We start from the raw sequence: 19,928 nt of genomic DNA on the forward strand, positions 1-19,928 counted from the left end.
GCTCATCGCTGAGCCCGGTTTTTTTATGCCTGTCGCTTTCAGGCGGCGGTATCGACGTAAAAATCCAGCATGCTCACGCCGGTAAGTGAATCCAGCTCCGGCAGGTCGGCATGCGCATGCCCGGCGAGGGCGCAATACACCAGCCAATGACGGTCCTGGACATTGAATGCAAGGCCGCCGATCAGTGCTTCCTGTTCATCGCTCGGGGCGATCAGATACAGCCGGTCCTGGTTTTTCGCGTGCAGCATGACAAGCTCCTCAAGCGTCGAAGGGCAACAGAGTGGCCTGTTAAGGTGACGTTCAGGTGACGCTGTAAATTACTGGATACATTAGCCGTCAACGGGGAGGGAGCATTAACGGCGCAGGGAGCCACTATCGTTCAGGTTCGTATCTGGACCGATACCCGAATACTGTCTCGCCGAGGTTTTGCGATGGCGCTGCTGATCAATGCTATTGCCCTGATGGTCGCCTGCTGCGGCGCCATACTGCTGTTCATCACTCGCCTGCTGGCGCAACGGGCGATGGCCGAACTCACCGCGCAAAGTGAAGAGCGCGCGATTGACCAGCCGATGCTGTTTCTGGACACGCGCACCGAACGGGCGCATCGCCAGGCTTACCGCATCGGGTTCGCCGGACTGGGGTTGGCGCTGGCCATGTCCTGGATCAGCACCCACTTCTAAGTACACCCGCAGACAAATGTGGGAGGGGGCTTGCCCCCGATAGCGGTGGGTCAGATACAAATAGGCTTACTGACGCACTGCAATCGGGGGCAAGCCCCCTCCCACATTAGATCGATGTTTACAGGGGGATCCCGGCCTTGACCCGGTATTGATTGCGCACAGGCGTCGCATATTGCGTCACCAGATAAGGACGATGCTCGGACGGACATTCGTTCAGGCGCCGCTGCCACTCGGCTTTCGCCTTGGCCAGCTCATCGGCCGGGAACACGTCCGCGGCCTTTGGTACATCCAGTTGCGGGTCGGCATCGTTCCATTGGGCGTACGCCAGGTAGTGCACCGGGAACAACCGGTAACCACCGAGAATCTGCCGGTCCATTTCGGCCGCCAGCAACTTGGTGTCTTCGAAGCGCTCGGTAATCGGCGGCGCGAAATTCACGTGCACCCGACCCTTGTAGCCGGTGATGCCCAGCGCAATGCTCACGTCATCCTCGCCCGGCGCTTTGCAGTAGGTGCCGGTGGTGGCGCGGATATACAGCTCGCGGGCCTTGGCGGCGTCGCACGGATCATACTCGTAGCTGATCGACACCGGCGTCAGGTTCAACGACTGGATGACTTCGGCGAACGGCTCGTCCTTGCGGCTGACGTGGAACATCTTGAGGATCGCCGATTCGGTGCGATCATCTCCATCCTTGGCGCGGCCTTCGGCCTGGGCGATCCAGATCGACTGGCAGTCGTTGCGGATCGAATGGTTGATGTAGGCCGACAGCAACTGGTAGGCCGCCATCTTTTCCTTTCGCCCGGTGATCGAGCGGTGCACGATGAAGCTCTTGTTCAAACGCATCAGGTCGCTGACAAACGGTTTCTGCAGCAGGTTGTCGCCGATGGCGATGCGCGGCGTCGGCAGGCCGGCGTGGTACACGGCGTAGTTGACGAAGGCCGGGTCCATCACGATGTCGCGGTGGTTGGCCAGGAACAGGTAGGCGGTGCCGGATTTCAATTGCTCGACGCCGGTATAGGTCACGCCATCAGTTGCGCGGTCGATGGTATGGTCGACGTAATACTCGACTTTATCCTGCAGCGTCGCCACGGTGGTGACGCCGGCGAACTCACGGCGCAGTTTGCGTGCGATCATCGGCTTGAGCAGCCAGCCCAGCGCGCCGGCAAAGCGCGGGAAGCGAAAGTGAGTCAGAATGTCCAGAAAGGCCTTGTCACTGAACAGCCGGTCCAGCACTGCCGGGACTTCGCTGTCATTGTAAGGTCGGATGGTATCGAATTCGCCCATCATGCTCTCTTGTTAGAAACGGCTAGGGTAAGTAGAGGAAATACCAGGGGCGGCGTGAGTAAACGGGCTCAGCCGGGAATAGCCCTGTCAATAGACCGGCGATTATACGCACAAGTCACCTGGGAGACTGCGATGCTGGAAACTGCTACGTACGATTGTCCTTATTGTGGTGAGCAGGTCGAAACGACTGTGGATTTGTCCGGCGGTGATCAGGTTTACATAGAGGACTGCCAGGTGTGTTGCCGACCTATCACTTTCGACCTGCAGGTGCATGGGGAAGAGTGGATGCTCGAAACCCGCAGCGAGAATGACTGACAGGTATACCCATGCAGCGAATCTACGAACCGGAAAACCTGATGGAAGGCGAGCTGCTGCAACAGATGCTTGCCAGCGAAGGCATCGAGGCGCACCTGGTGGGCCGCCATTTGCTCGGTGGCACCGGCGAACTGCCAATATTCGGCCTGCTCGGGCTGGAGGTCGATAATGACCAGGCTGCCAGTGCCCGCGCGCTGATCACGGCCTATATCGGCGCGCAACCCATACCCGGGGATGAACCCGACAGCTTCCCCGACGTATTGGTCTGTTAGGCTGTCGGTCGGTTTACCCCAAGAGTCGTGTTGCCCCATGTGTGGACGTTATGCCCTGTTTCGCTGGAATCCCGCCTTTGCTGCCTTGCCGGGTTTCCCGGCCGACCAGCAGGCCCAGTGGAATATTTCCCCCAATGATTCGGTGCTGATCCAGCGCGCCACCGACGGCCAGCTCAGCCTGGCGCGCGCACGCTGGGGCCTGACGCCGCCTTGGCTCACCGACCTCTCGCGCACCCCCGCCCATGCCCGCGCCGAAACCCTGGCCGAGCAGCCGATGTTCCGCGAAGCGTTCCGCCAGCGCCGTTGCCTATTGCCGGCCAACGGGTTTTACGAATGGCGCGGTACCCAACGCAAACGCCCGTACTGGCTGACGCCGGGGGAAGGCTCCACGCTGTTTTTTGCGGCGATCTGGGAAGCCTATCCGGTGCAGGAGCAGGTGTGGTTGAGTACGGCGGTGGTCACCCAAGCTGCGCAGGCCCAGCGCCGGCCGTTGATTCTGGATGAGGCGGGGCAGGCCGCCTGGCTGGATCCCGAGACGCCGCTGCATGTGCTGCAAAGTCTGTTGGCCAGTGAACCTGCCGCGTTGCGCGAGCGGGTGCTGGCCAACATGGTCAACGATCCCAAGCTCAACGGGCCGGAGTGCCTGACCCCGGCTTGAACCTGGGCTTATCTGACGGCATGTGAGATGGGTCCGAAATACAGCAGTTAAACGTCTGATGTATCTGGCGCCGATACAAATGTACGCCTACGATACGCGCCATGTTTCTAGGGAGCGTGTTCATGAAGAAGTCATTGGCGGTAAGCGGGTTGGTTGCAGCGATGCTGCTGGCAGGGTGTCAGTCGGTCAACACCACCAGCGGCGGCGCGGTTGGGGTTGAGCGCAAGCAGTACATGTTCAGCATGCTGTCGAGCCAGGAAGTCGACCAGATGTATGCCCAGTCTTACCAGCAGACCCTGGGCGAAGCCAGTGGCAAAGGGGTTCTGGACAAGACCAGTGCCAACGCCAAGCGCGTGCAGGCCATCGCCAATCGCCTGATCGCCCAGGCCCCGACCTTCCGCCCGGATGCGGCGCAATGGAAGTGGGAAGTGAACCTGATCAAGAGTGATGAGATGAACGCCAACTGCGGACCGGGTGGCAAGATCCTGGTGTACAGCGCGTTGATCGATAACCTCAAGCTCACCGATGACGAACTGGCCGCCGTGATGGGCCATGAAATCGCCCACGCCTTACGTGAGCACGGTCGCGAAGCCATGTCCAAGGCCTACGGCATCGAGATGGCCAAGCAGGGCGCCGGTGCGATATTCGGACTCGGTCAGGACAGCCTGGCGCTGGCCGATACCGTGGCCAACTACGGCATGACCTTGCCCAACAGCCGCAGCAATGAAAACGAAGCCGACCTGATCGGCCTGGAACTGGCCGCCCGCGCCGGCTACAACCCGAACGCAGCCATCACGCTGTGGAACAAGATGGCCAAGGCCTCCGAAGGCGCGCCGCCGGAGTTCATGAGCACTCACCCGGCGTCTGATAGCCGCATTGCCTCGTTGCAGGCGGCTATTCCGAAGGTGATGCCGCTGTACCAGCAGGCCAAGAAATCCTGATATTCCAAGCCTGGTAAAGATCCAAATGTGGGAGGGGGCTTGCCCCCTCCCACATTGGATTGGGTTTACAGCTTTGGTTCCTTAGATCCAGCCACTGCTTTGCATGGCCTTGTACACCGCCACAACCGCCAACACAAAAAACGCCGTAGCCGCCAAGCGCCGAATCAAGGTCAACGGCAGCTTCTCCGCCGCGAAATTCCCCGCCAGCACCACCGGCACGTTGGCAATCAACATGCCCAGCGTGGTCCCGATAATCACCAGCCACAACTCCGGATACTGCGCCGCCAGCATCACCGTGGCGATCTGGGTCTTGTCACCGATTTCCGCGAGGAAGAACGCAATCAGCGTGGTCAGGAACGGCCCGAACTTGCGCGTGGTGCCGGCTTCGTCATCGTCGAGTTTGTCCGGCACCAGGGTCCACAACGCCGTGGCGCAGAAGCTCGCCGCAAGAATCCAGTGCAACACCGCATCGGAGAAGAAACTCCCGAACCAGGCCCCCACCGCACCGGCCGCCGCATGGTTGGCCAGGGTCGCGGCGACGATGCCGGCGATAATGGGCCAGGGCTTGCGAAAGCGGGCAGCGAGAATAAGCGCGAGCAGTTGCGTCTTGTCGCCGATTTCGGCCAGGGCAACGATTGCGGTAGGAACGAGCAGTGAATCCAGCATCAGGTAGTTTCCAGGGGCGGGTCGACACGGCTATGACACGTACAGCCTTCCCGCCCCGGGTAAGGTGTGCGTGTCATAGGTCTTGTCAGACCCCGGTCCGTCTGTGCGGACTCCTGGGTCGCATACGCCATGGTCTGCTGACCAAGTATGTTGACGTATGCCGGACGAGCATGGCGCTCGTGGGAGACTACTCCCCTAGGACGGAGCGGATTCTGCCTAGGCAAAACCCATTCGGCAAGCCTTCTTTTTCAAACGCCCGTCAGGGGCGCTTGGCCCGGTAGATGCGAAAACCATTGCCCTCGGCCTTGACCGCGCAGATGCCCAGGTGCTCTTCGATCAAAGGCTGGTACTTGAGGAAACTGTTCGCAACCAGGCGCAGTTCGCCGCCTTTTGCCAGGTGTTTACCGGCTTTTCGCAGAAGATTCTCCGTGGCGAAATAGTCGGTGTGCACGCCCACATGGAACGGTGGGTTGGTCAGAATCGCATTCAAACCCTGCGGTGCCGCGTCGATGCCATCACCGGTCAGCACGTCGGCTTCCAGACCATTGGCGGCCAGGGTCAGGCGGCTGCTGGCGGCGGCAAACGCATCCACATCCAGCATCGTCACGGTGTTGTGCGGGTAGCGACGCTTGACGGCCGCGCCCAGCACGCCGGCACCGCAACCGAAGTCCAGCAGATGGCCGCTGGGCAGCTTGTCCAGATGTTGCAGCAACAACTCGGTGCCGCGATCCAGACGGCCGTGGCTGAACACGCCCGGCAAGCTCACGACTTTCAGAGGGCCTTCGGCCAGGGGCACTTCGAAGACCTGCGCCAGGCTCTCCAGCTCGACGGCCTGCGGCGCGTTGGCCACGGTAATCTGCCACAGCTGGCAATGCCGCGCGCTGTCGAGCTTGCGCGGTTTGCCCAAGGGGCTCATCTGCTTGGCGGCGCTTTCGATGCCGGCTTTTTTCTCCCCCACCAGGAACAGCTCGGCGCCTGGCAGGCGCGCGGCCACCGCATTGAGCAGGTAGTCGGTGAGGTCCTTGGACTTGGGCAGGAAGATCACCGCCGCCTCGAACTCGCGCTCGGGCACATTCACGCCGAACTGGCTGCGCTCCGCAAAGCGGGCGTCGAGCGCTGCCTGGTCGCCGGCATGCCAGCACCAGCCGTGAGCGTCGGGCAGGCGCCCCAGCAAGTCGTCGGCAGGCAAACCTACCAGCAACAGCTTGCCCTGAAAAAGTTCGGCCTGGCGAAGCAGTACTTCACTGCGCGGATCCATGGTCTGCTCCTTGAAAAGGGGCGCAGTTTATCAAGCGACGACGCGCAGCGGGGCACCGTTGAAAAAGCCCAGGGCGTTTTCGCTCAATTGCCCGACGATCCGTTGCCGCGCTTCCCGGCTGCCCCAGGCGTTATGGGGCGTGACGATCAGCCGAGGGATATCCCCGGCCAGCAGCGGGTTGCCGTTTACCGGAGGCTCGACACTCAACACATCGGTGGCCGCGCCGCCCAGATGCCCACTGCGCAGCGCATCCGCCAGCGCCTGTTCATTGATCAAGCCGCCGCGTGCGGTGTTGACGATAAACGCGCCGGGCTTGAGCAGTGCCAGCTCGCGAGCCCCGATAAAATCGCGGGTGTGCTCGTTGAGCGGGCAATGCAAGGTCAGCGCGTCGACCTGCCCCAGCAGTTCATCCAGCGGCACGCGGTCGGCGCGGGCAGGGCGCCCGGGAATTGCGCCCAGCACCACGCGCATGCCGAAGGCTTCGGCCAGGCGCGCCACGGCGCTGCCCAGTTCGCCATGGCCGAGCAGGCCTAACGTCTTGCCTTCGAGCTCGACAATCGGATAGTCCAGCAGGCAGAACTGCCTGGCCTGCTGCCATTTGCCGGCTGCCACATCGCGCTGATAGTCCTTCAGGCGCGTGGCGAGGTTGAGCAGCAGCATGATCGTGTGCTGCGCCACCGAAGGCGTGCCGTAACCCTGGCAGTTGCTCACGGTGATGCCCTGGGTGCGGGCGGCTTGAAGGTCGATGTTGTTGGTGCCGGTGGCCGACACCAGGATCAGCTTGAGCTCGGGGCAGGCCGCCAGGGTCGCGGCGCTGAGCGGGATTTTGTTGCTGATGACCACTTGAGCGCCTTGCACGCGTTCGAGCACATTCTGCGGTGTGGTCTGTTCGAACAGCTGCAGCTCGCTGAAGCAGTCATGCAACTCGCTGAGGTCGAGGTCGCCGAGGTCCAGGGAAGGGTGATCGAGAAAGACGGCGCGGCGATTGTTCATTATCAACTGTACCTTTTGCGGCGAGGTTCGAAGGCGTAATCTGCTGAGCCTATCAGATGAAATAATCCGTTACTTATGGAGTGCGCATGTACGCCGCCGAGTTTTTGACCGTAGCCTTGATTCACCTGTTGGCGGTGGCCAGCCCCGGGCCGGACTTCGCCGTAGTGGTGCGTGAAAGCGTGACCCATGGCCGTCGCGCCGGCACCTGGACTGCGCTGGGCGTCGGTTCGGCGATTTTCCTCCATGTCGGTTATTCATTGCTGGGCATCGGCTTGATCGTGTCCCAGTCCATCGTGCTGTTCAATGCATTGAAATGGGCGGCGGCGGCGTACCTGTTGTACATCGGTTTCAAGGCGCTGCGCGCGCAACCGGCCAAGCCGCCGGTGGAAGGCGAGCTGCATCGCGAGGCGGGCGAGCGCACGCCGCGTGGCGCGTTTACCGCAGGTTTCGTCACCAACGGTTTGAATCCCAAGGCCACGCTGTTTTTCCTGTCGCTGTTCACAGTAGTGATCAACCCGCACACCCCGCTGGCGGTGCAGGCCGGTTATGGGGTGTACCTGGCGGTGGCGACGGCGCTGTGGTTTTGCCTGGTGGCCATGCTGTTCAGCCAGCAGCGCGTGCGCGCCGGGTTTGCGAAGATGGGGCATTGGTTTGATCGGACCATGGGCGCGGTGCTGATTGCGATCGGGGTGAAGCTGGCGTTTACCAGCATGAAATAAACGTCGCCCTTGAGCGGGCACGGTAGAAAAAATGTGGGAGGGGGCTTGCCAGTTAAGGCTTGTTGTAGGAGCGAGCTTGCTCGCGAAAAACTCACAGGCGCCGCGCTCATTCAAAAAGCACGCGTTATCGTTGACGTTTTTCGCGAGCAAGCTCGCTCCTACAGACGGCGAGGTACGCTTAACTGGCAAGCCCCCTCCCACATTGGATCCTCATAAGCTGGAGATGGTGGCGCAAAGCTAGCATTTGCCGGGCTCTGCAAATCATTCCTTTGGCTGATTTGGTTGAAACATAACGTCTCTACAGTGCAGGTCTTCACGCCAAGACCGCGCAGTCATAAAAGGGATTCGTATGTTGCAGACCCGTGTTATCCCACCCGCCGAAGGCGCTTACCAATACCCGCTGTTGATCAAGCGCCTGTTGATGTCCGGCACTCGTTACGAAAAGACCCGGGAGATCATTTACCGCGACACGCTGCGCTACACCTACCCGACCTTGATCGAGCGCGTCGCGCGCCTGGCCAATGTACTGACCGCAGCCGGGGTCAAGGCCGGGGACACGGTGGCGGTGATGGACTGGGACAGCCACCGTTACCTGGAATGCATGTTCGCCATCCCGATGATCGGCGCGGTGATCCACACCATCAACGTGCGCCTGTCGCCGGAGCAGATCCTCTACACCATGAACCACGCCGACGACCGCTTTGTGCTGGTCAACAGCGAATTCGTGGGGCTTTACCAGGCGATCGCCGGGCAGCTCACCAGTGTCGACAAGACCTTGCTGATCACCGACGGCGACAGCAAGACCGCCGACCTGCCCAACCTGGTGGGCGAGTACGAAACCCTGCTGGCCGCGGCGAGCCCGACGTACCACTTCGAGGATTTCGACGAGAACTCGGTGGCCACCACCTTCTACACCACCGGCACCACCGGCAACCCCAAGGGCGTGTATTTCACCCACCGCCAGTTGGTGCTGCACACCATCGGTGTGGCGACCATCATGGGCAGTGTCGACAGCGTGCGCCTGCTGGGCACCAACGACGTGTACATGCCCATCACGCCGATGTTCCATGTGCACGCCTGGGGCCTGCCTTACGTGGCAACCATGCTCGGTTTGAAGCAGGTCTACCCCGGCCGCTACGACCCCGAATACCTGGTGGAGCTGTGGCGCAAGGAAAAGGTCACCTTTTCCCACTGCGTGCCGACCATCCTGCAAATGGTGCTCAATGCCAAGGCCGCCCAGGACGTGGATTTCGGCGGTTGGAAAATCGTCATCGGCGGCAGCGCGCTCAACCGTTCGCTGTACGAGGCCGCCAAGGCCCGTGGCATTCAATTGACGGCTGCGTACGGCATGTCCGAGACCGGGCCGCTGGTGTCCTGTGCCCACCTCAACGCCGAGCTGATGGCCGGCAGCGAAGACGAACGCACCACCTACCGGATCAAGGCCGGTGTGCCCGGGCCGCTGGTGGAAGCCGCGATCATGGACACCGACGGCAACTTCCTGCCGGCCGACGGCGAATCCCAGGGCGAGCTGGTACTGCGCGCGCCCTGGCTCACCGAGGGTTATTACAACGAGCCGCAAAAGGGTGCCGAGCTGTGGGCCGGTGGCTGGATGCACACCGGTGATGTCGCCACCCTGGACGCGTTCGGCGTGATCGATATCCGTGACCGCATCAAGGATGTGATCAAGACCGGAGGCGAATGGATCTCCTCCCTGGCCCTGGAAGACCTGGTCAGCCGCCACCCGGCGGTACGCGAAGTAGCGGTAGTGGGCATTGCCGACCCGCAGTGGGGCGAGCGCCCGTTTGCCCTGTTGGTGTTGCGTGATGGCCATGTGATAGGGGCCCGTGAGCTCAAGGAGCACCTCAAGCCGTTCGTTGAATTGGGTCACTTGAGCAAGTGGGCGATTCCGAGCCAGATCGCCGTTGTTACTGAAATTCCCAAGACCAGCGTCGGCAAGCTCGACAAAAAACGTATCCGTATCGACATCATCCAATGGCAGGCCAACAACAGCACGTTCCTGTCGACCCTCTGACACCGCTTGCCGCGCCTTTCCGGGGGCGGCAATGCTCTATCTCAGGCCTTTACTTGTGATTTGCCAGATTTCAGCCATCCTTGCCGCGTCGACCTTCGTCGACGTGGCGAAAGGGTCGGGGCAGACGGGTTGGTGATGCAAATCACACTTTAGAGGGATCAAGCACTACCCCCTGCTGGCTATAGTCCCTTCCAGAGTTTTTCGCGGATGTTGCGCTTCGGGTGAGGGTGGCCCGGTTGTCGCTCGGCATTGGAATCGTTGTATCCCGGCCGTTACATGCATCTTCCGAAAGAGCTCACTGCCATAACAATAAAATGCACATGGAGTAGCGTCGATGACCTCAGTAAACCAGTTCTGGCGCCGGGCACGTCTGCCCCTGGCCGTCAGTCTCGCTTCTACGCTCGCCGGGCCCGCATTCGGCGTCAGTTTCAACATCGGTGAAATCGAAGGGAGTTTTGACTCGTCCCTGTCGGTAGGCGCCAGTTGGAGCACGTCCAAGGCCAATCGCGACCTGATCGGCGCCAACAACGGCGGCAGGGGCCTGTCCCAGACCTCCGACGACGGGCACCTGAACTTCAAGCGCGGAGAAACCTTCTCGAAGATCTTCAAGGGCATCCACGACCTGGAACTGAAGTACGGCGACACCGGTGTGTTTGTGCGTGGCAAGTACTGGTACGACTTTGAACTCAAGGACGAAAGCCGTGAGTTCAAGGACATCAGCGACAACAACCGCAAGGAAGGCGCCAAGTCGTCCGGCGGGCAGATCCTCGATGCGTTCGTCTACCACAACTACTCGATCGCCGATGCGCCGGGTTCCGTGCGTTTCGGCAAGCAGGTGGTGAGCTGGGGCGAAAGTACCTTCATCGGCGGCGGTATCAACTCCATCAACCCGATCGATGTTTCCGCATTCCGTCGTCCGGGCGCCGAGATCAAGGAAGGCCTGATTCCGGTCAACATGTTCTACGTGTCCCAGAGCCTCACCGACAACCTGTCGGCCGAGGCGTTTTACCAGTTGGAATGGGACCAGACCGTTACCGACAACTGCGGCACCTTCTTCTCGCAGCCGGATGTGATTTCCGACGGCTGCAGCAACAACCTGCGGGTACTCAACAAGCGCTCGACCATCCCTGCCGCGGCACTGCCGACCCTGGGCGCGCTGGGTGTGGACGTCAACAGCGAAGGCGTACTCGTGCGCCGTGGCCCGGACCGTGATGCCCGCGACAGCGGCCAGTTCGGCGTGGCCATGCGCTACAACTTCGAGCCGCTGGACACCGAGTTCGGCGCCTACTTCATGAACTACCACAGCCGTGCGCCGATCTTCAGCGCACAGGGCGCGCCATCGGCGGCCTACACCCGTCCGTTGGGGCCGCTGGGGGCATTGCGTCCGCTGATCGTGGCGGGCAGTTCGAACTACTTCGTCGAGTACCCGGAAGATATCCGCCTCTACGGCCTGAGTTTCTCCACCACCTTGCCGACCGGCACCGCCTGGAGCGGTGAGTTGAGCTATCGGCCGAATGCGCCGGTGCAGTTGAGCACCACCGACATTCTGTTCGCCGGTGTCACGCCGATCCCGGGCTTTGGCAATGCCTCCGTGCTAAAGGGCTCGCCGGGTCAGGACCTGCACGGTTACAACCGCAAGGAAGTGACCCAGTTCCAGACCACCTTCACGCACTTCTTCGACCAGGTGATGGGCGCCAGCCGCCTGACCACCGTCGGTGAAATCGGCGTGACCCATGTGGGCGGCCTGGAAAGCAAATCCCAGGCCCGCTATGGCCGCGACCCGGTATTTGGTCCCGGTACCTTGCCAGGCGGGTTCTGCAACGCCCTCAACAACTCGACCGCAACCGGTGCCGGCCTGCCCAACGCGGCCGGGCTGAACACCAACTGCAACAACGACGGCTACACCACCGCAACGTCCTGGGGCTACCGCGCCCGTGCCATCTGGGAATACCCGGACGTGTTCGCCGGCGTCAACCTCAAGCCCAACGTCGCCTGGTCCCATGACGTCAAAGGCTACTCGCCGGGCCCTGGCGGCAACTTCGAAGAAGGGCGCAAGGCGGTCAGCCTGGGCCTGGATGCCGAATACCAGAACACCTACACCGCGAGCCTGGCCTACACCAACTTCTTTGGTGGCAAGTTCAGCACCGTGGATGACCGTGACTTTGTCGCGTTGAGCTTTGGCGCCAACTTCTAAGCACACTCTTTTCAAGTGGTATGTATTCAGGAAGTCCAGAACATGAAAATAACTAAAAGTCTGTTGCACGTGGGTGTGCTTGGGCTGTCGATCCTGGCGAGCAACGTCATGGCGGCAGTGTCGGCGGATGAAGCCGCCAAGCTGGGCACCACCCTGACCCCGATGGGCGCCGAAATGGCCGGGAACGCGGCCGGCACCATCCCGAAGTGGTCACCGATGCCGGTGAACGCAGGGGCAGTGGATGCCAAGGGTTTCCTGGCCAACCCCTACGCCAGCGAACAACCGCAGTTCACCATCACCGCGCAGAACGTCGAGCAATACAAAGACAAACTGGCCCCCGGGCAGTACGCGATGTTCAAGCGTTACCCGGACAGCTTCAAGATGCCGGTGTACCCGAGCCATCGCGGCGCCACGGTGCCGGCTGAGGTGTTCGCCTCCATCAAGAAGAACGCCACCACCACCAACCTGGTGTCCGGCGGTAACGGCCTGGAAAACTTCGAGACGGCGGTGCCGTTCCCGATTCCGAAAAGCGGCGTCGAGGTGATCTGGAACCACATCACCCGTTATCGCGGTGGCAGCGTGACCCGCCTGGTGACCCAGGCCACGCCGCAAACCAACGGTTCCTACAGCCTGGTGTACTTCCGCGACCAGTTCGTGTTCCGCGACAAAATGAAAGACTTCGACCCGAAAAACCCGGGCAACGTGCTGTTCTACTTCAAGCAGCAAGTCACCGCCCCGGCGCGTCTGGCCGGTGGTGTACTGCTGGTACACGAGACCCTCGACCAGGTCAAGGAACCGCGTTCGGCGTGGGTCTACAACGCCGGGCAACGCCGCGTGCGTCGGGCGCCGCAGGTGTCCTATGACGGGCCGGGTACGGCCGCCGATGGCCTGCGCACCTCCGACAACCTCGACATGTACAACGGCGCGCCGGACCGCTACGACTGGAAACTGGAAGGCAAGAAGGAAATCTACATCGCCGCCAACAGCTACAAGATCGACGATCCGAAGTTGAAATACGCCGACATCATCAAGGCCGGCCACATCAATCAGGACCTGACGCGCTACGAGCTGCGCCGCGTCTGGCACGTGGTCGCCACCCTGAAAGAGGGCCAGCGCCACATCTATGCCAAACGTGACTTCTACATCGACGAAGACACCTGGCAAGCAGCGGTGATCGACCATTACGACGGCCGTGGCCAACTGTGGCGCGTCGCCGAAGCCCATGCCGAGAACTACTACGACAAACAAGTGCCGTGGTACGCCCTGGAAACCCTCTACGACTTGCAGTCCGGCCGCTATCTGGCCCTGGGCATGAAGAACGAAGAGAAGCAGGCCTATGACTTCGGCTTCACCGCCACCACCAGCGACTTCACCCCGGCAGCGCTGCGCCAGGACGGCGTTCGCTAACCTGCGCTGATACCCAACTGTGGGAGGGGGCTTGCCCCCGATGGCGGTGGTTCAGTCAACTAAGCGTTGGCTGGCACACCGCCATCGGGGGTAAGCCCCCTCCCACATTTTTGTTTGGGGTGGCTGTGGGGATATTTTTTGTCGCAGTTCTTTTTCAGGCATTTGTTGCAAAGATCTACAATCTCGGCGCTTTTACCGCTAGTCTGCGCACATCTGCAGTGCCGACAACAGCCTTCCACAAGAGCCCGGCGATGACTGATCTGTCCCGAATCCAGGGGCCTGCCGGCGCGGTGATTCCAAGCCTGGAAGGCCGTTTCTACAGGCCGCCGCTGCCCGACGGCTATGTGCTGCGCCCACGCCTGTGCGAACGCCTGGGCGCCGGCCTGGAGGGGCGACTGTTGCTGGTCAGCGCGCCGGCGGGGTTCGGCAAGAGTTCCCTGGCGGTCGAGTTCTGCCAGAGCCTGCCGGCCCACTGGCAAAACCTGTGGCTGGGCCTGAGCCCGCGGGACAGCGATCCTGGTCGTTTTCTCGAGCGCCTGCTCGAAGGCTTGCGCGAGTATTTCCCACAGTTGGGTGCCCAGTCCCTGGGCCTGCTGAAGATGCGTCAGCGTCATCAACCCTTCGCCTTTGAAGAATGGCTCGATGGCCTGCTCGATGAGCTGACGGTGCACTTGTCCGTCCAGACGCCGCTGTTGCTGGTACTTGATGACTACCATTTGGCCCAGGGCCCGGTGCTGGACCGTTGCCTGCAATTTTTCCTCAATCATTTGCCCGATGGCCTGCTGGTGCTGGTCACCAGCCGCCAGCGTCCGGACTGGCACCTGGCGCGCCTGCGCCTGTCTCGGCACCTGCTGGAATTGCACGAGCAAGACCTGCGCCTGACCCATGACGAATCCCTGGCCGTGCTGCGCCGGCACAGCAGCTCGTTGCGCGGCGAGGCTCTGGAAAACCTGATCCGCCGTAGCGAGGGTTGGGTCGCCGGCTTGCGCTTCTGGCTGCTGGCGGCCTCCGAAGCCGGCAATGACGGCGCTCTGCCACAAAGCCTGAACGGGGGCGAAGGGCTGATTCGTGATTACTTGCTCGAAGAGGTCATCGACTGCCTGCCGGCGCAGGTGCAGGCGTTTCTGTACGACACCGCGCCCCAGGAGCGCTTTTGCAGCGAGCTGTGCGACGCGGTCCGCGAGGCCCATGACAGCTCGGACATCCTGCGCTACCTGCAGGCCCATCAGGTTTTTCTGGTGCCATTGGATGAGCAGGGCCACTGGTACCGTTATCACCATTTGTTTTCCGATTTGCTGCGTGCCCGGCGCGAGAAGAGCGCCACGCCGCCGCCGGCCAGTCTGCACCTGCGGGCCTGTCGCTGGTTCAACGCCCAGGGCCTGATCGACGAGGCGGTAGAGCAGGCGCTGCGTGCCGGTCACCTGGATGTGGCGGCGAACCTGGTGCAGAGCCTGTCCGAGGAGCAGTTGCTGGCGGAACAGAATGTCGGCATGTTGCTGCGCTGGAAAATGGATTTGCCCGACAGCCTGCTGATCAGCACCCCACGCTTGATCGTGCTCTACAGCTGGGCGCTGGGGCTGGCGTGCCAGTTGGATGCGGCGCAGGAATTATCCAGCTACCTCAGTCGCTTCCTGCCGGCGCCGTCGGCCACCGCGCAGAAATCCATGCTGGCCCAGTGGCTGGCACTGAGCGGGATCATCGCCCGTGGACGCGGCGACCGCGAGTTGACCCAGCGCTATTGCAACGAGGCATTGGAGAGTCTGCCGCACAAACGTTACGGCCAACGGCTGATGTGCCTGTCCACCTTGTCCAACCTGGCGATTGTCGACGCGGACCTGTGGCGTGCCCGCGGTCTGAATCGCGAATCCCTGGAGTTGGCGCAGCGTGTCGGTAATCCGCTGTTCGAAGCCTTGGCCCATTACGACCGGGCCCGGGTGCTGCAGGCGCGCGGCGAGGTCCTGCGTGCCCTGGACGAAGTGCGCCAGGGCCTGCAGCGCCTGCACGGGCTGGCGGCCCAGCGGCTGTATGCGGTACGCGCGCGGTTGTCGCTCTATGAAGGCTACTTGTTGCTGTTGCGTTACCAGCCCGATGCCGGCCTTGCGCGGTTGCGCGCCGGCCTGGCGGAAGCCCGCGCCTGCCGGGATATCAGTGTGCTGATCGGGCATTGTGTGATCGCCAGCTTCGAAGGTCGACGTGGGGATTTTTCCACCGCCTTTGTCGAGCTGGCCGAGGCTGAACGATTGATGCATATCTGGGACGTGCCGCCGATCTACTACCTGGCGATGATCACCCTGATCAAATGCGAGCTGTGGCTGGCCCAGGGCCGCACTGACCTGGCGGACGCCTGGCTGACCCGGTTGGGCCAGACCTACACCGGTGAGCAGGCTGCCGCCGCTCCGGAGTTTCACCCGCACCTGCCGCAGCATGTGGAGCTGCAACAGGCCGCGCTGGACGCCATTCGCCACCAGCCCGAGCAGGCGCTGCAACGGCTTGAGCGCCTGGCGCAACAGGCGCTCGATAGCGGGCGTCAGATGATTGCCTTGATGGCGCTGACCCAGCAGGCGCATTTGCTGCTGGCGTGTGGTCAGCAAAGCAAGGCCGGGCCGGTGTTGGCCCGCGCCCTCGAAGCCGGCGCGGGAGGCGCGCTGCAACCGTTCCAGCGTTTGCTGGAGCACTATCCGGATTGGATGCGCGAGCAGTTGGGCAAGCATCCACTTAGCCTGCTGAACCAGGCGTTGCTGACGCTGCTACCGGCAATCGCCGCCGTTGAGAGCTTGCCTCACCATGAAACCCTGAGCGCACGGGAGCTGGCGGTACTGCAACTGATCGCCCAGGGCTGTTCAAACCAGGAGATCAGCAACCAGCTGTTCATTTCCCTGCACACCGTGAAAACCCACGCCAGCCATATCAACAGCAAGCTGGGCGTGGAGCGCCGCACCCAGGCGGTGGCGCGGGCCAAATCGATGGGCTTGCTCGGCTGATTGCGCCGCTCACTGCGCGCTCGGGCACTGCGTCAGGGACGAGCCTGCGGCGCTGTTGATCAGCGCGGCGAAGCGCTTGAGGTTGTTCTGGTGCGCCACCACCACGTCATCGATGCTCGGGCCTGCCGGTGACTGCAAGGTCGAGCGGCAGGTCAGTCCAGGACGATCACCCTCGCCGACCGGCCTGAGGCGCCAACGCGCGTCGAGCAGCGCGTACTGTCCAGGCACCGAATCAAAGCGCTGCACCTCGACGCGCAACGACACCGCTTGCCGGGCATCGCTGTTGGCCAGTTGGTCCACCAGCGCGCTCCTCAGCTCATCGGCAAGGCTGGCGGCCCACCACTGGGTTTCCAGAATCGCCAGGCCGCTGTCGCCCTCGCGGATCACGATCTGCGCGCGGTCGACCTGAGGCGGCACACTGATGCTTTCAATGCGTATTGCTCCGGCCTCCGCGCGCGTGGCGTTGTTCCCGTGCGCCGGGGTCAGGGTATGGAACGCAATCGGCTCGCTGCGGCACGCCGCCAGCAGCAAGAGGGCGGTCACCCAGGTGATTTTCAACGGCAACGTCATGGCGGCTCCAATAGTCATTTGCGGGGTGGCCCTTGCAGGTCCAGAGGCGCGGCGTTATCGGCGCGACCGCGAATCAGCGATTCCGGATGCCGGCCCAGGTAATCCGACAGCTCGCGCAAGGAGCGCGACATGCGCGCCAGTTCATCCAGGGTCTGGGTCAGTTGCTCGCGCTGCGGCGAGTCTTCGGCCAGGGTGGAACTGGCCGATTGCAGGGTCTTGCTCACGTCGCCCAAGGTGGTTTGCACACCGGGCAAGGTCTTGGCGTTGAATTGGGCCAGCCCCTTGCGCAGCTCGACCAGGCTGGCGTCGAGGTTGCCGGCAATGCGCTCGACAGGCAGTTGGCTAATTTTGTTGACGATGCCTTCGAATTTCTCCTGCAACTGTTCCAGGTTGCCGGGAAGGGTAGGGATGCCCACGGGGCGTTGGTTCGGGTCAAACGCGACTTTCTCGGCCTTGGGGTAGAAGTCCAGGGCAATGTACAGCTGACCGGTCAGCAGGTTGCCGCTGCGGGCCTGGGCGCGCAGGCCGTTTTCGATGAAGCTGCCGATCAGGCGCACGCCGGCGGCCTCATCGTCAGGGTTGTTGTTCATCGCCTTGAGCAGCTTGGTGTGCGCCTGGCCGAGCAGTTGCGGGTAGATCACGATGCCGACGTTGACCGGGAAACTGCGTTTGCGGGCGTCGAAATCCAGGTTGATCGAGACCACCTTGCCGAACTCGACCCCGAGGAACTCGACCGGCGCGCCGACCTTCAACCCACGCAGGGCCTGATCAAAGCGCAGTACCATGTATTGACCTTTGCCATTGGGCGGTGCAAGGGCGCTTTGCTGGTCTTCGAACAGCTCAAAGTTCTGATTTTCCCCGGCCGGTTTGTCATTGGGGCTGTAGGGCGGTGCCTGAAAGGAGATGCCGCCCATCAACATCGACGACACCGATTCGGTCTTCATCTCGAAGCCATTGGCACCGACGCTGAGGTCGACGCCGCTGGCGTTCCAGAACCGCGTGTTTTCGGTGACGTACGCATCATTGGGCGCATGCACGAACACTTCGATATTCACGCCCTTGCCCTCGCTGTCCAGTGCGTAGGCAACCACCTGGCCGACCGGGATCTTGCGGTAATACACCGGCGAGCCGATATCCAGCGACCCCAGGCCCTGGGTATGCAGGGTGAAGCGCTTGCCGGGCTCGCCGTAGGTGATGGGCGGCGGGTTTTCCAGGCCCTTGAACTGTTTGGCGCGGGTATCGGACTGGCCGATGTCGGCACCGATATAGTCGCCGGACAGCAGCGTATCGATGCCGGACACGCCACCGGCGCCGATGCGCGGGCGCACCACCCAGTACTTGGAGTCTTCACGGGTGAAGCTTTCGGCCTGCTTGACCAGTTCGACGGTGGCGTTGACGCTTTTCTGGTCATCGCTCAAGGCGACACCGGTCACCTGGCCAATGACCACGTTGCGGTATTTCACTTCGGTCTTGTTGGCGACCAGCCCGCTGCCGGTCTTGAAGTTGAGGGTGATGGTCGGTCCTTTTTGCAGCATGCTGTGGACCACCAATGAGAGACCCACCAGTACGGCGACAATCGGCACGATCCATACCAGCGAAACGCTGAAGCGACGTGTCTTGATCGCGGGTTGCCCCGCCGTGTTGTCAGCCTTGGATGAGCTCATCCGAGGTCTCCTCATTGTGTGGATTTTCCCAGATCAGCCGGGGATCGAAACTCATGGCGGCCAGCATCGTGAACACGACCACCAGCCCAAAAAACAGAATGCCCAGGCGCGGCTCGATGTTGCCCAGGGCCTGGAACTTCACCAGCGCGGCGACGAGTGCGACCACGATCACATCCAGCATCGACCAGTAGCCGATCAGCTCGATGAACCGAAACAGCTTCGAGCGCTCCTTGCGCGCCCACTGGCTATTGCGCTGCACGGTGATCAGCAGCAACCCCAGTGACACGAACTTGATACCCGGCACGGCAATGCTGGCAATGAAAATGATCAGCGCAATGTCCCAGGCGCCATGCTGCCAGAATTCCAGCACGCCGCTCATGATGGTGCTGTCCGCGCCGGAACCGAGCATGGTGGTGTTCATTACCGGCAATATGTTCGCCGGCACATAAAAGGCCAGCGCGGTGAGCAGGTAGGCCCAGGTGCGGGTCAGGGACTGCACCTTGCGTCGGTGCAAGGGCGCGCCGCAGCGGCTGCACTCGGTGGGCTCAAAGCGCATGTCGCAAGGCTTGCCGCAGGTGTGGCACAGGCACAGGTTGAGCTGGCGGGCGGTGGGTGGTGAATTCATAGGGTGTCCCACAGGTCGCGCACATCGCGCCCGGCGATGCGGATCAGCAAAAGGCTGAGGACGGCCAGCGCGAACAGGCCGATGCCGGGTATCACATCGAGCATGCCGGCCAGCTTGAACACCGCGACCATTGCGCCCAGCAGGCACACCTCCAGCATGCTCCAGGGCCTGAGTGCTTCCAGCCAGCGCATGCACAGCTTGAAGGCCGGCGAGCGCCTGCCGGTGAGGGCGAAACTCAATACCCAGGTCAGCAGCAGCAACTGGAATACCGGCGCGATGATCATGGAAATCGCCGCCACCAGGGCGATAAACGTGATCGGTCCCAGACTCAGCGCAACCACCGAATCCCACAGGGTCGCGCTGTTCTTCAAGCCTTGCAGGCTGATGCTCATCACCGGATAGAAATTGGCGAACGCCCACAGCACCGCAGCGGTGACCGTCAACGCGAGGCGCTGTTGCACCGACAGGCCGTTATAGCGCTGCAGTACACCGTCGCAGCGCAGGCACAGGGCTTTTTGATGCCGGGCGAGCGTGACTTTCTGATACACGCAGTCGCAGTGTTCGCAGATGACCTGTTGGGTTGCCATACGTGTTGCTCCGGATACAAATGACTGCGGTGTGGATCATCGCCGTGGGCTGAGTTCGGGTAGCTTAGCAGCCCGAAGGCTCGA

The 19,928-nt window shown here is 62.0% G+C and carries 19 protein-coding genes and 1 riboswitch; of the genes, 10 read left to right on the forward strand and 9 right to left on the reverse strand.

Features of this window, described 5'->3' with window-relative positions; all coding sequences use genetic code 11:
- Positions 1 to 38 precede the first annotated feature (38 nt).
- A complete protein-coding gene (locus tag TU82_RS17810) occupies positions 39 to 248 on the reverse strand; it encodes a hypothetical protein (RefSeq protein WP_057724592.1) in 210 nt (69 codons plus the stop codon).
- 183 nt (positions 249 to 431) lie between these two features.
- Between TU82_RS17810 and TU82_RS17815 the strand changes: the two genes are divergently transcribed.
- A complete protein-coding gene (locus TU82_RS17815) occupies positions 432 to 680 on the forward strand; it encodes a hypothetical protein (RefSeq protein WP_057724593.1) in 249 nt (82 codons plus the stop codon).
- A gap of 118 nt (positions 681 to 798) precedes the next feature.
- On the opposite strand, the gene TU82_RS17820 is transcribed toward TU82_RS17815, so the two are convergent.
- Positions 799 to 1,962 carry a 1-acyl-sn-glycerol-3-phosphate acyltransferase gene (locus tag TU82_RS17820; protein WP_173667486.1) on the reverse strand — a complete coding sequence of 388 codons (1,164 nt, stop codon included), beginning with the start codon at positions 1,960 to 1,962 and terminating at the stop codon, positions 799 to 801.
- 132 nt (positions 1,963 to 2,094) lie between these two features.
- Between TU82_RS17820 and TU82_RS17825 the strand changes: the two genes are divergently transcribed.
- The 4 genes from TU82_RS17825 to TU82_RS17840 all read left to right on the forward strand — a co-directional run bounded on the left by TU82_RS17825 (position 2,095) and on the right by TU82_RS17840 (position 4,148).
- On the forward strand, positions 2,095 to 2,277 hold the full coding sequence (locus tag TU82_RS17825) for a CPXCG motif-containing cysteine-rich protein (protein ID WP_057724595.1): 183 nt from the start codon (positions 2,095 to 2,097) through the stop codon (positions 2,275 to 2,277).
- A gap of 11 nt (positions 2,278 to 2,288) precedes the next feature.
- Positions 2,289 to 2,549, forward strand: a complete 261-nt coding sequence (locus TU82_RS17830) for a putative signal transducing protein (protein WP_057724596.1) — start codon at positions 2,289 to 2,291, stop codon at positions 2,547 to 2,549.
- A gap of 37 nt (positions 2,550 to 2,586) precedes the next feature.
- Positions 2,587 to 3,207 carry an SOS response-associated peptidase gene (locus TU82_RS17835; protein WP_057724597.1) on the forward strand — a complete coding sequence of 207 codons (621 nt, stop codon included), beginning with the start codon at positions 2,587 to 2,589 and terminating at the stop codon, positions 3,205 to 3,207.
- A 122-nt stretch (positions 3,208 to 3,329) separates the two neighbouring features.
- On the forward strand, positions 3,330 to 4,148 hold the full coding sequence (locus TU82_RS17840; protein WP_057724598.1) for a M48 family metallopeptidase: 819 nt from the start codon (positions 3,330 to 3,332) through the stop codon (positions 4,146 to 4,148).
- 81 nt (positions 4,149 to 4,229) lie between these two features.
- Here the strand turns inward: TU82_RS17840 and TU82_RS17845 are convergent, their stop codons facing one another.
- The 3 genes from TU82_RS17845 to TU82_RS17855 form a co-directional block, all read right to left on the reverse strand.
- On the reverse strand, positions 4,230 to 4,814 hold the full coding sequence (locus tag TU82_RS17845; RefSeq protein WP_057724599.1) for a TMEM165/GDT1 family protein: 585 nt from the start codon (positions 4,812 to 4,814) through the stop codon (positions 4,230 to 4,232).
- Positions 4,815 to 4,901: 87 nt separating this feature from the next.
- Positions 4,902 to 5,023, reverse strand: a riboswitch (yybP-ykoY riboswitch).
- A 50-nt stretch (positions 5,024 to 5,073) separates the two neighbouring features.
- Positions 5,074 to 6,072, reverse strand: coding sequence for a methyltransferase (locus tag TU82_RS17850; RefSeq protein ID WP_057724600.1), 999 nt, complete (start codon positions 6,070 to 6,072; stop codon positions 5,074 to 5,076).
- 30 nt (positions 6,073 to 6,102) lie between these two features.
- Positions 6,103 to 7,068, reverse strand: a complete 966-nt coding sequence (locus TU82_RS17855) for a 2-hydroxyacid dehydrogenase (RefSeq protein WP_057724811.1) — start codon at positions 7,066 to 7,068, stop codon at positions 6,103 to 6,105.
- An 83-nt stretch (positions 7,069 to 7,151) separates the two neighbouring features.
- Between TU82_RS17855 and TU82_RS17860 the strand changes: the two genes are divergently transcribed.
- The 5 genes from TU82_RS17860 to TU82_RS17880 all read left to right on the forward strand — a co-directional run bounded on the left by TU82_RS17860 (position 7,152) and on the right by TU82_RS17880 (position 16,398).
- On the forward strand, positions 7,152 to 7,784 hold the full coding sequence (locus TU82_RS17860) for a LysE family translocator (RefSeq protein ID WP_057724601.1): 633 nt from the start codon (positions 7,152 to 7,154) through the stop codon (positions 7,782 to 7,784).
- A gap of 349 nt (positions 7,785 to 8,133) precedes the next feature.
- On the forward strand, positions 8,134 to 9,816 hold the full coding sequence (locus tag TU82_RS17865; protein ID WP_057724602.1) for a fatty acid--CoA ligase: 1,683 nt from the start codon (positions 8,134 to 8,136) through the stop codon (positions 9,814 to 9,816).
- 334 nt (positions 9,817 to 10,150) lie between these two features.
- Entirely contained in the window at positions 10,151 to 12,010 is a 1,860-nt protein-coding gene (locus TU82_RS17870) for a DUF1302 domain-containing protein (protein ID WP_057724603.1), read from the forward strand.
- 42 nt (positions 12,011 to 12,052) lie between these two features.
- Positions 12,053 to 13,417, forward strand: a complete 1,365-nt coding sequence (locus TU82_RS17875) for a DUF1329 domain-containing protein (protein WP_057724604.1) — start codon at positions 12,053 to 12,055, stop codon at positions 13,415 to 13,417.
- A 251-nt stretch (positions 13,418 to 13,668) separates the two neighbouring features.
- On the forward strand, positions 13,669 to 16,398 hold the full coding sequence (locus TU82_RS17880; protein WP_057724605.1) for a winged helix-turn-helix domain-containing protein: 2,730 nt from the start codon (positions 13,669 to 13,671) through the stop codon (positions 16,396 to 16,398).
- A gap of 9 nt (positions 16,399 to 16,407) precedes the next feature.
- Here TU82_RS17880 and TU82_RS17885 read toward each other — a convergent pair whose 3' ends face one another.
- From TU82_RS17885 to TU82_RS17900, 4 genes are read right to left on the reverse strand one after another with little or no spacing between them, the layout of a single operon-like run.
- Positions 16,408 to 16,968 carry a PqiC family protein gene (locus tag TU82_RS17885; protein ID WP_057724606.1) on the reverse strand — a complete coding sequence of 187 codons (561 nt, stop codon included), beginning with the start codon at positions 16,966 to 16,968 and terminating at the stop codon, positions 16,408 to 16,410.
- Positions 16,969 to 16,982: 14 nt separating this feature from the next.
- Entirely contained in the window at positions 16,983 to 18,632 is a 1,650-nt protein-coding gene (locus tag TU82_RS17890) for a PqiB family protein (protein WP_057724607.1), read from the reverse strand.
- Entirely contained in the window at positions 18,613 to 19,257 is a 645-nt protein-coding gene (locus tag TU82_RS17895) for a paraquat-inducible protein A (protein ID WP_057724608.1), read from the reverse strand. Before TU82_RS17895 ends, TU82_RS17890 begins: the two co-directional genes overlap by 20 nt.
- The gene (locus tag TU82_RS17900) at positions 19,254 to 19,844 is read right to left on the reverse strand and encodes a paraquat-inducible protein A (protein ID WP_057724609.1); all 591 of its coding nucleotides are present in this window, start codon (positions 19,842 to 19,844) and stop codon (positions 19,254 to 19,256) included. Before TU82_RS17900 ends, TU82_RS17895 begins: the two co-directional genes overlap by 4 nt.
- Between the last annotated feature and the right edge of the window lie 84 nt (positions 19,845 to 19,928).

Source organism: Pseudomonas orientalis (assembly GCF_001439815.1).
Taxonomy (GTDB): domain Bacteria; phylum Pseudomonadota; class Gammaproteobacteria; order Pseudomonadales; family Pseudomonadaceae; genus Aquipseudomonas; species Aquipseudomonas orientalis.

What these genes read in the sequence shown, in the direction of transcription:
- TU82_RS17895 (WP_057724608.1), bottom strand. Translation starts at nt 19,257, where the DNA reads ATGAATTCACCACCCACCGCCCGCCAGCTCAACCTGTGCCTGTGCCAC.
- TU82_RS17880 (WP_057724605.1), top strand. Translation starts at nt 13,669, where the DNA reads ATGACTGATCTGTCCCGAATCCAGGGGCCTGCCGGCGCGGTGATTCCA.
- TU82_RS17810 (WP_057724592.1), bottom strand. Translation starts at nt 248, where the DNA reads ATGCTGCACGCGAAAAACCAGGACCGGCTGTATCTGATCGCCCCGAGC.
- TU82_RS17825 (WP_057724595.1), top strand. Translation starts at nt 2,095, where the DNA reads ATGCTGGAAACTGCTACGTACGATTGTCCTTATTGTGGTGAGCAGGTC.
- TU82_RS17835 (WP_057724597.1), top strand. Translation starts at nt 2,587, where the DNA reads ATGTGTGGACGTTATGCCCTGTTTCGCTGGAATCCCGCCTTTGCTGCC.
- TU82_RS17900 (WP_057724609.1), bottom strand. Translation starts at nt 19,844, where the DNA reads ATGGCAACCCAACAGGTCATCTGCGAACACTGCGACTGCGTGTATCAG.
- TU82_RS17820 (WP_173667486.1), bottom strand. Translation starts at nt 1,962, where the DNA reads ATGGGCGAATTCGATACCATCCGACCTTACAATGACAGCGAAGTCCCG.
- TU82_RS17850 (WP_057724600.1), bottom strand. Translation starts at nt 6,072, where the DNA reads ATGGATCCGCGCAGTGAAGTACTGCTTCGCCAGGCCGAACTTTTTCAG.
- TU82_RS17865 (WP_057724602.1), top strand. Translation starts at nt 8,134, where the DNA reads ATGTTGCAGACCCGTGTTATCCCACCCGCCGAAGGCGCTTACCAATAC.
- TU82_RS17845 (WP_057724599.1), bottom strand. Translation starts at nt 4,814, where the DNA reads ATGCTGGATTCACTGCTCGTTCCTACCGCAATCGTTGCCCTGGCCGAA.
- TU82_RS17860 (WP_057724601.1), top strand. Translation starts at nt 7,152, where the DNA reads ATGTACGCCGCCGAGTTTTTGACCGTAGCCTTGATTCACCTGTTGGCG.
- TU82_RS17830 (WP_057724596.1), top strand. Translation starts at nt 2,289, where the DNA reads ATGCAGCGAATCTACGAACCGGAAAACCTGATGGAAGGCGAGCTGCTG.
- TU82_RS17875 (WP_057724604.1), top strand. Translation starts at nt 12,053, where the DNA reads ATGAAAATAACTAAAAGTCTGTTGCACGTGGGTGTGCTTGGGCTGTCG.
- TU82_RS17870 (WP_057724603.1), top strand. Translation starts at nt 10,151, where the DNA reads ATGACCTCAGTAAACCAGTTCTGGCGCCGGGCACGTCTGCCCCTGGCC.
- TU82_RS17890 (WP_057724607.1), bottom strand. Translation starts at nt 18,632, where the DNA reads ATGAGCTCATCCAAGGCTGACAACACGGCGGGGCAACCCGCGATCAAG.
- TU82_RS17840 (WP_057724598.1), top strand. Translation starts at nt 3,330, where the DNA reads ATGAAGAAGTCATTGGCGGTAAGCGGGTTGGTTGCAGCGATGCTGCTG.
- TU82_RS17815 (WP_057724593.1), top strand. Translation starts at nt 432, where the DNA reads ATGGCGCTGCTGATCAATGCTATTGCCCTGATGGTCGCCTGCTGCGGC.
- TU82_RS17885 (WP_057724606.1), bottom strand. Translation starts at nt 16,968, where the DNA reads ATGACGTTGCCGTTGAAAATCACCTGGGTGACCGCCCTCTTGCTGCTG.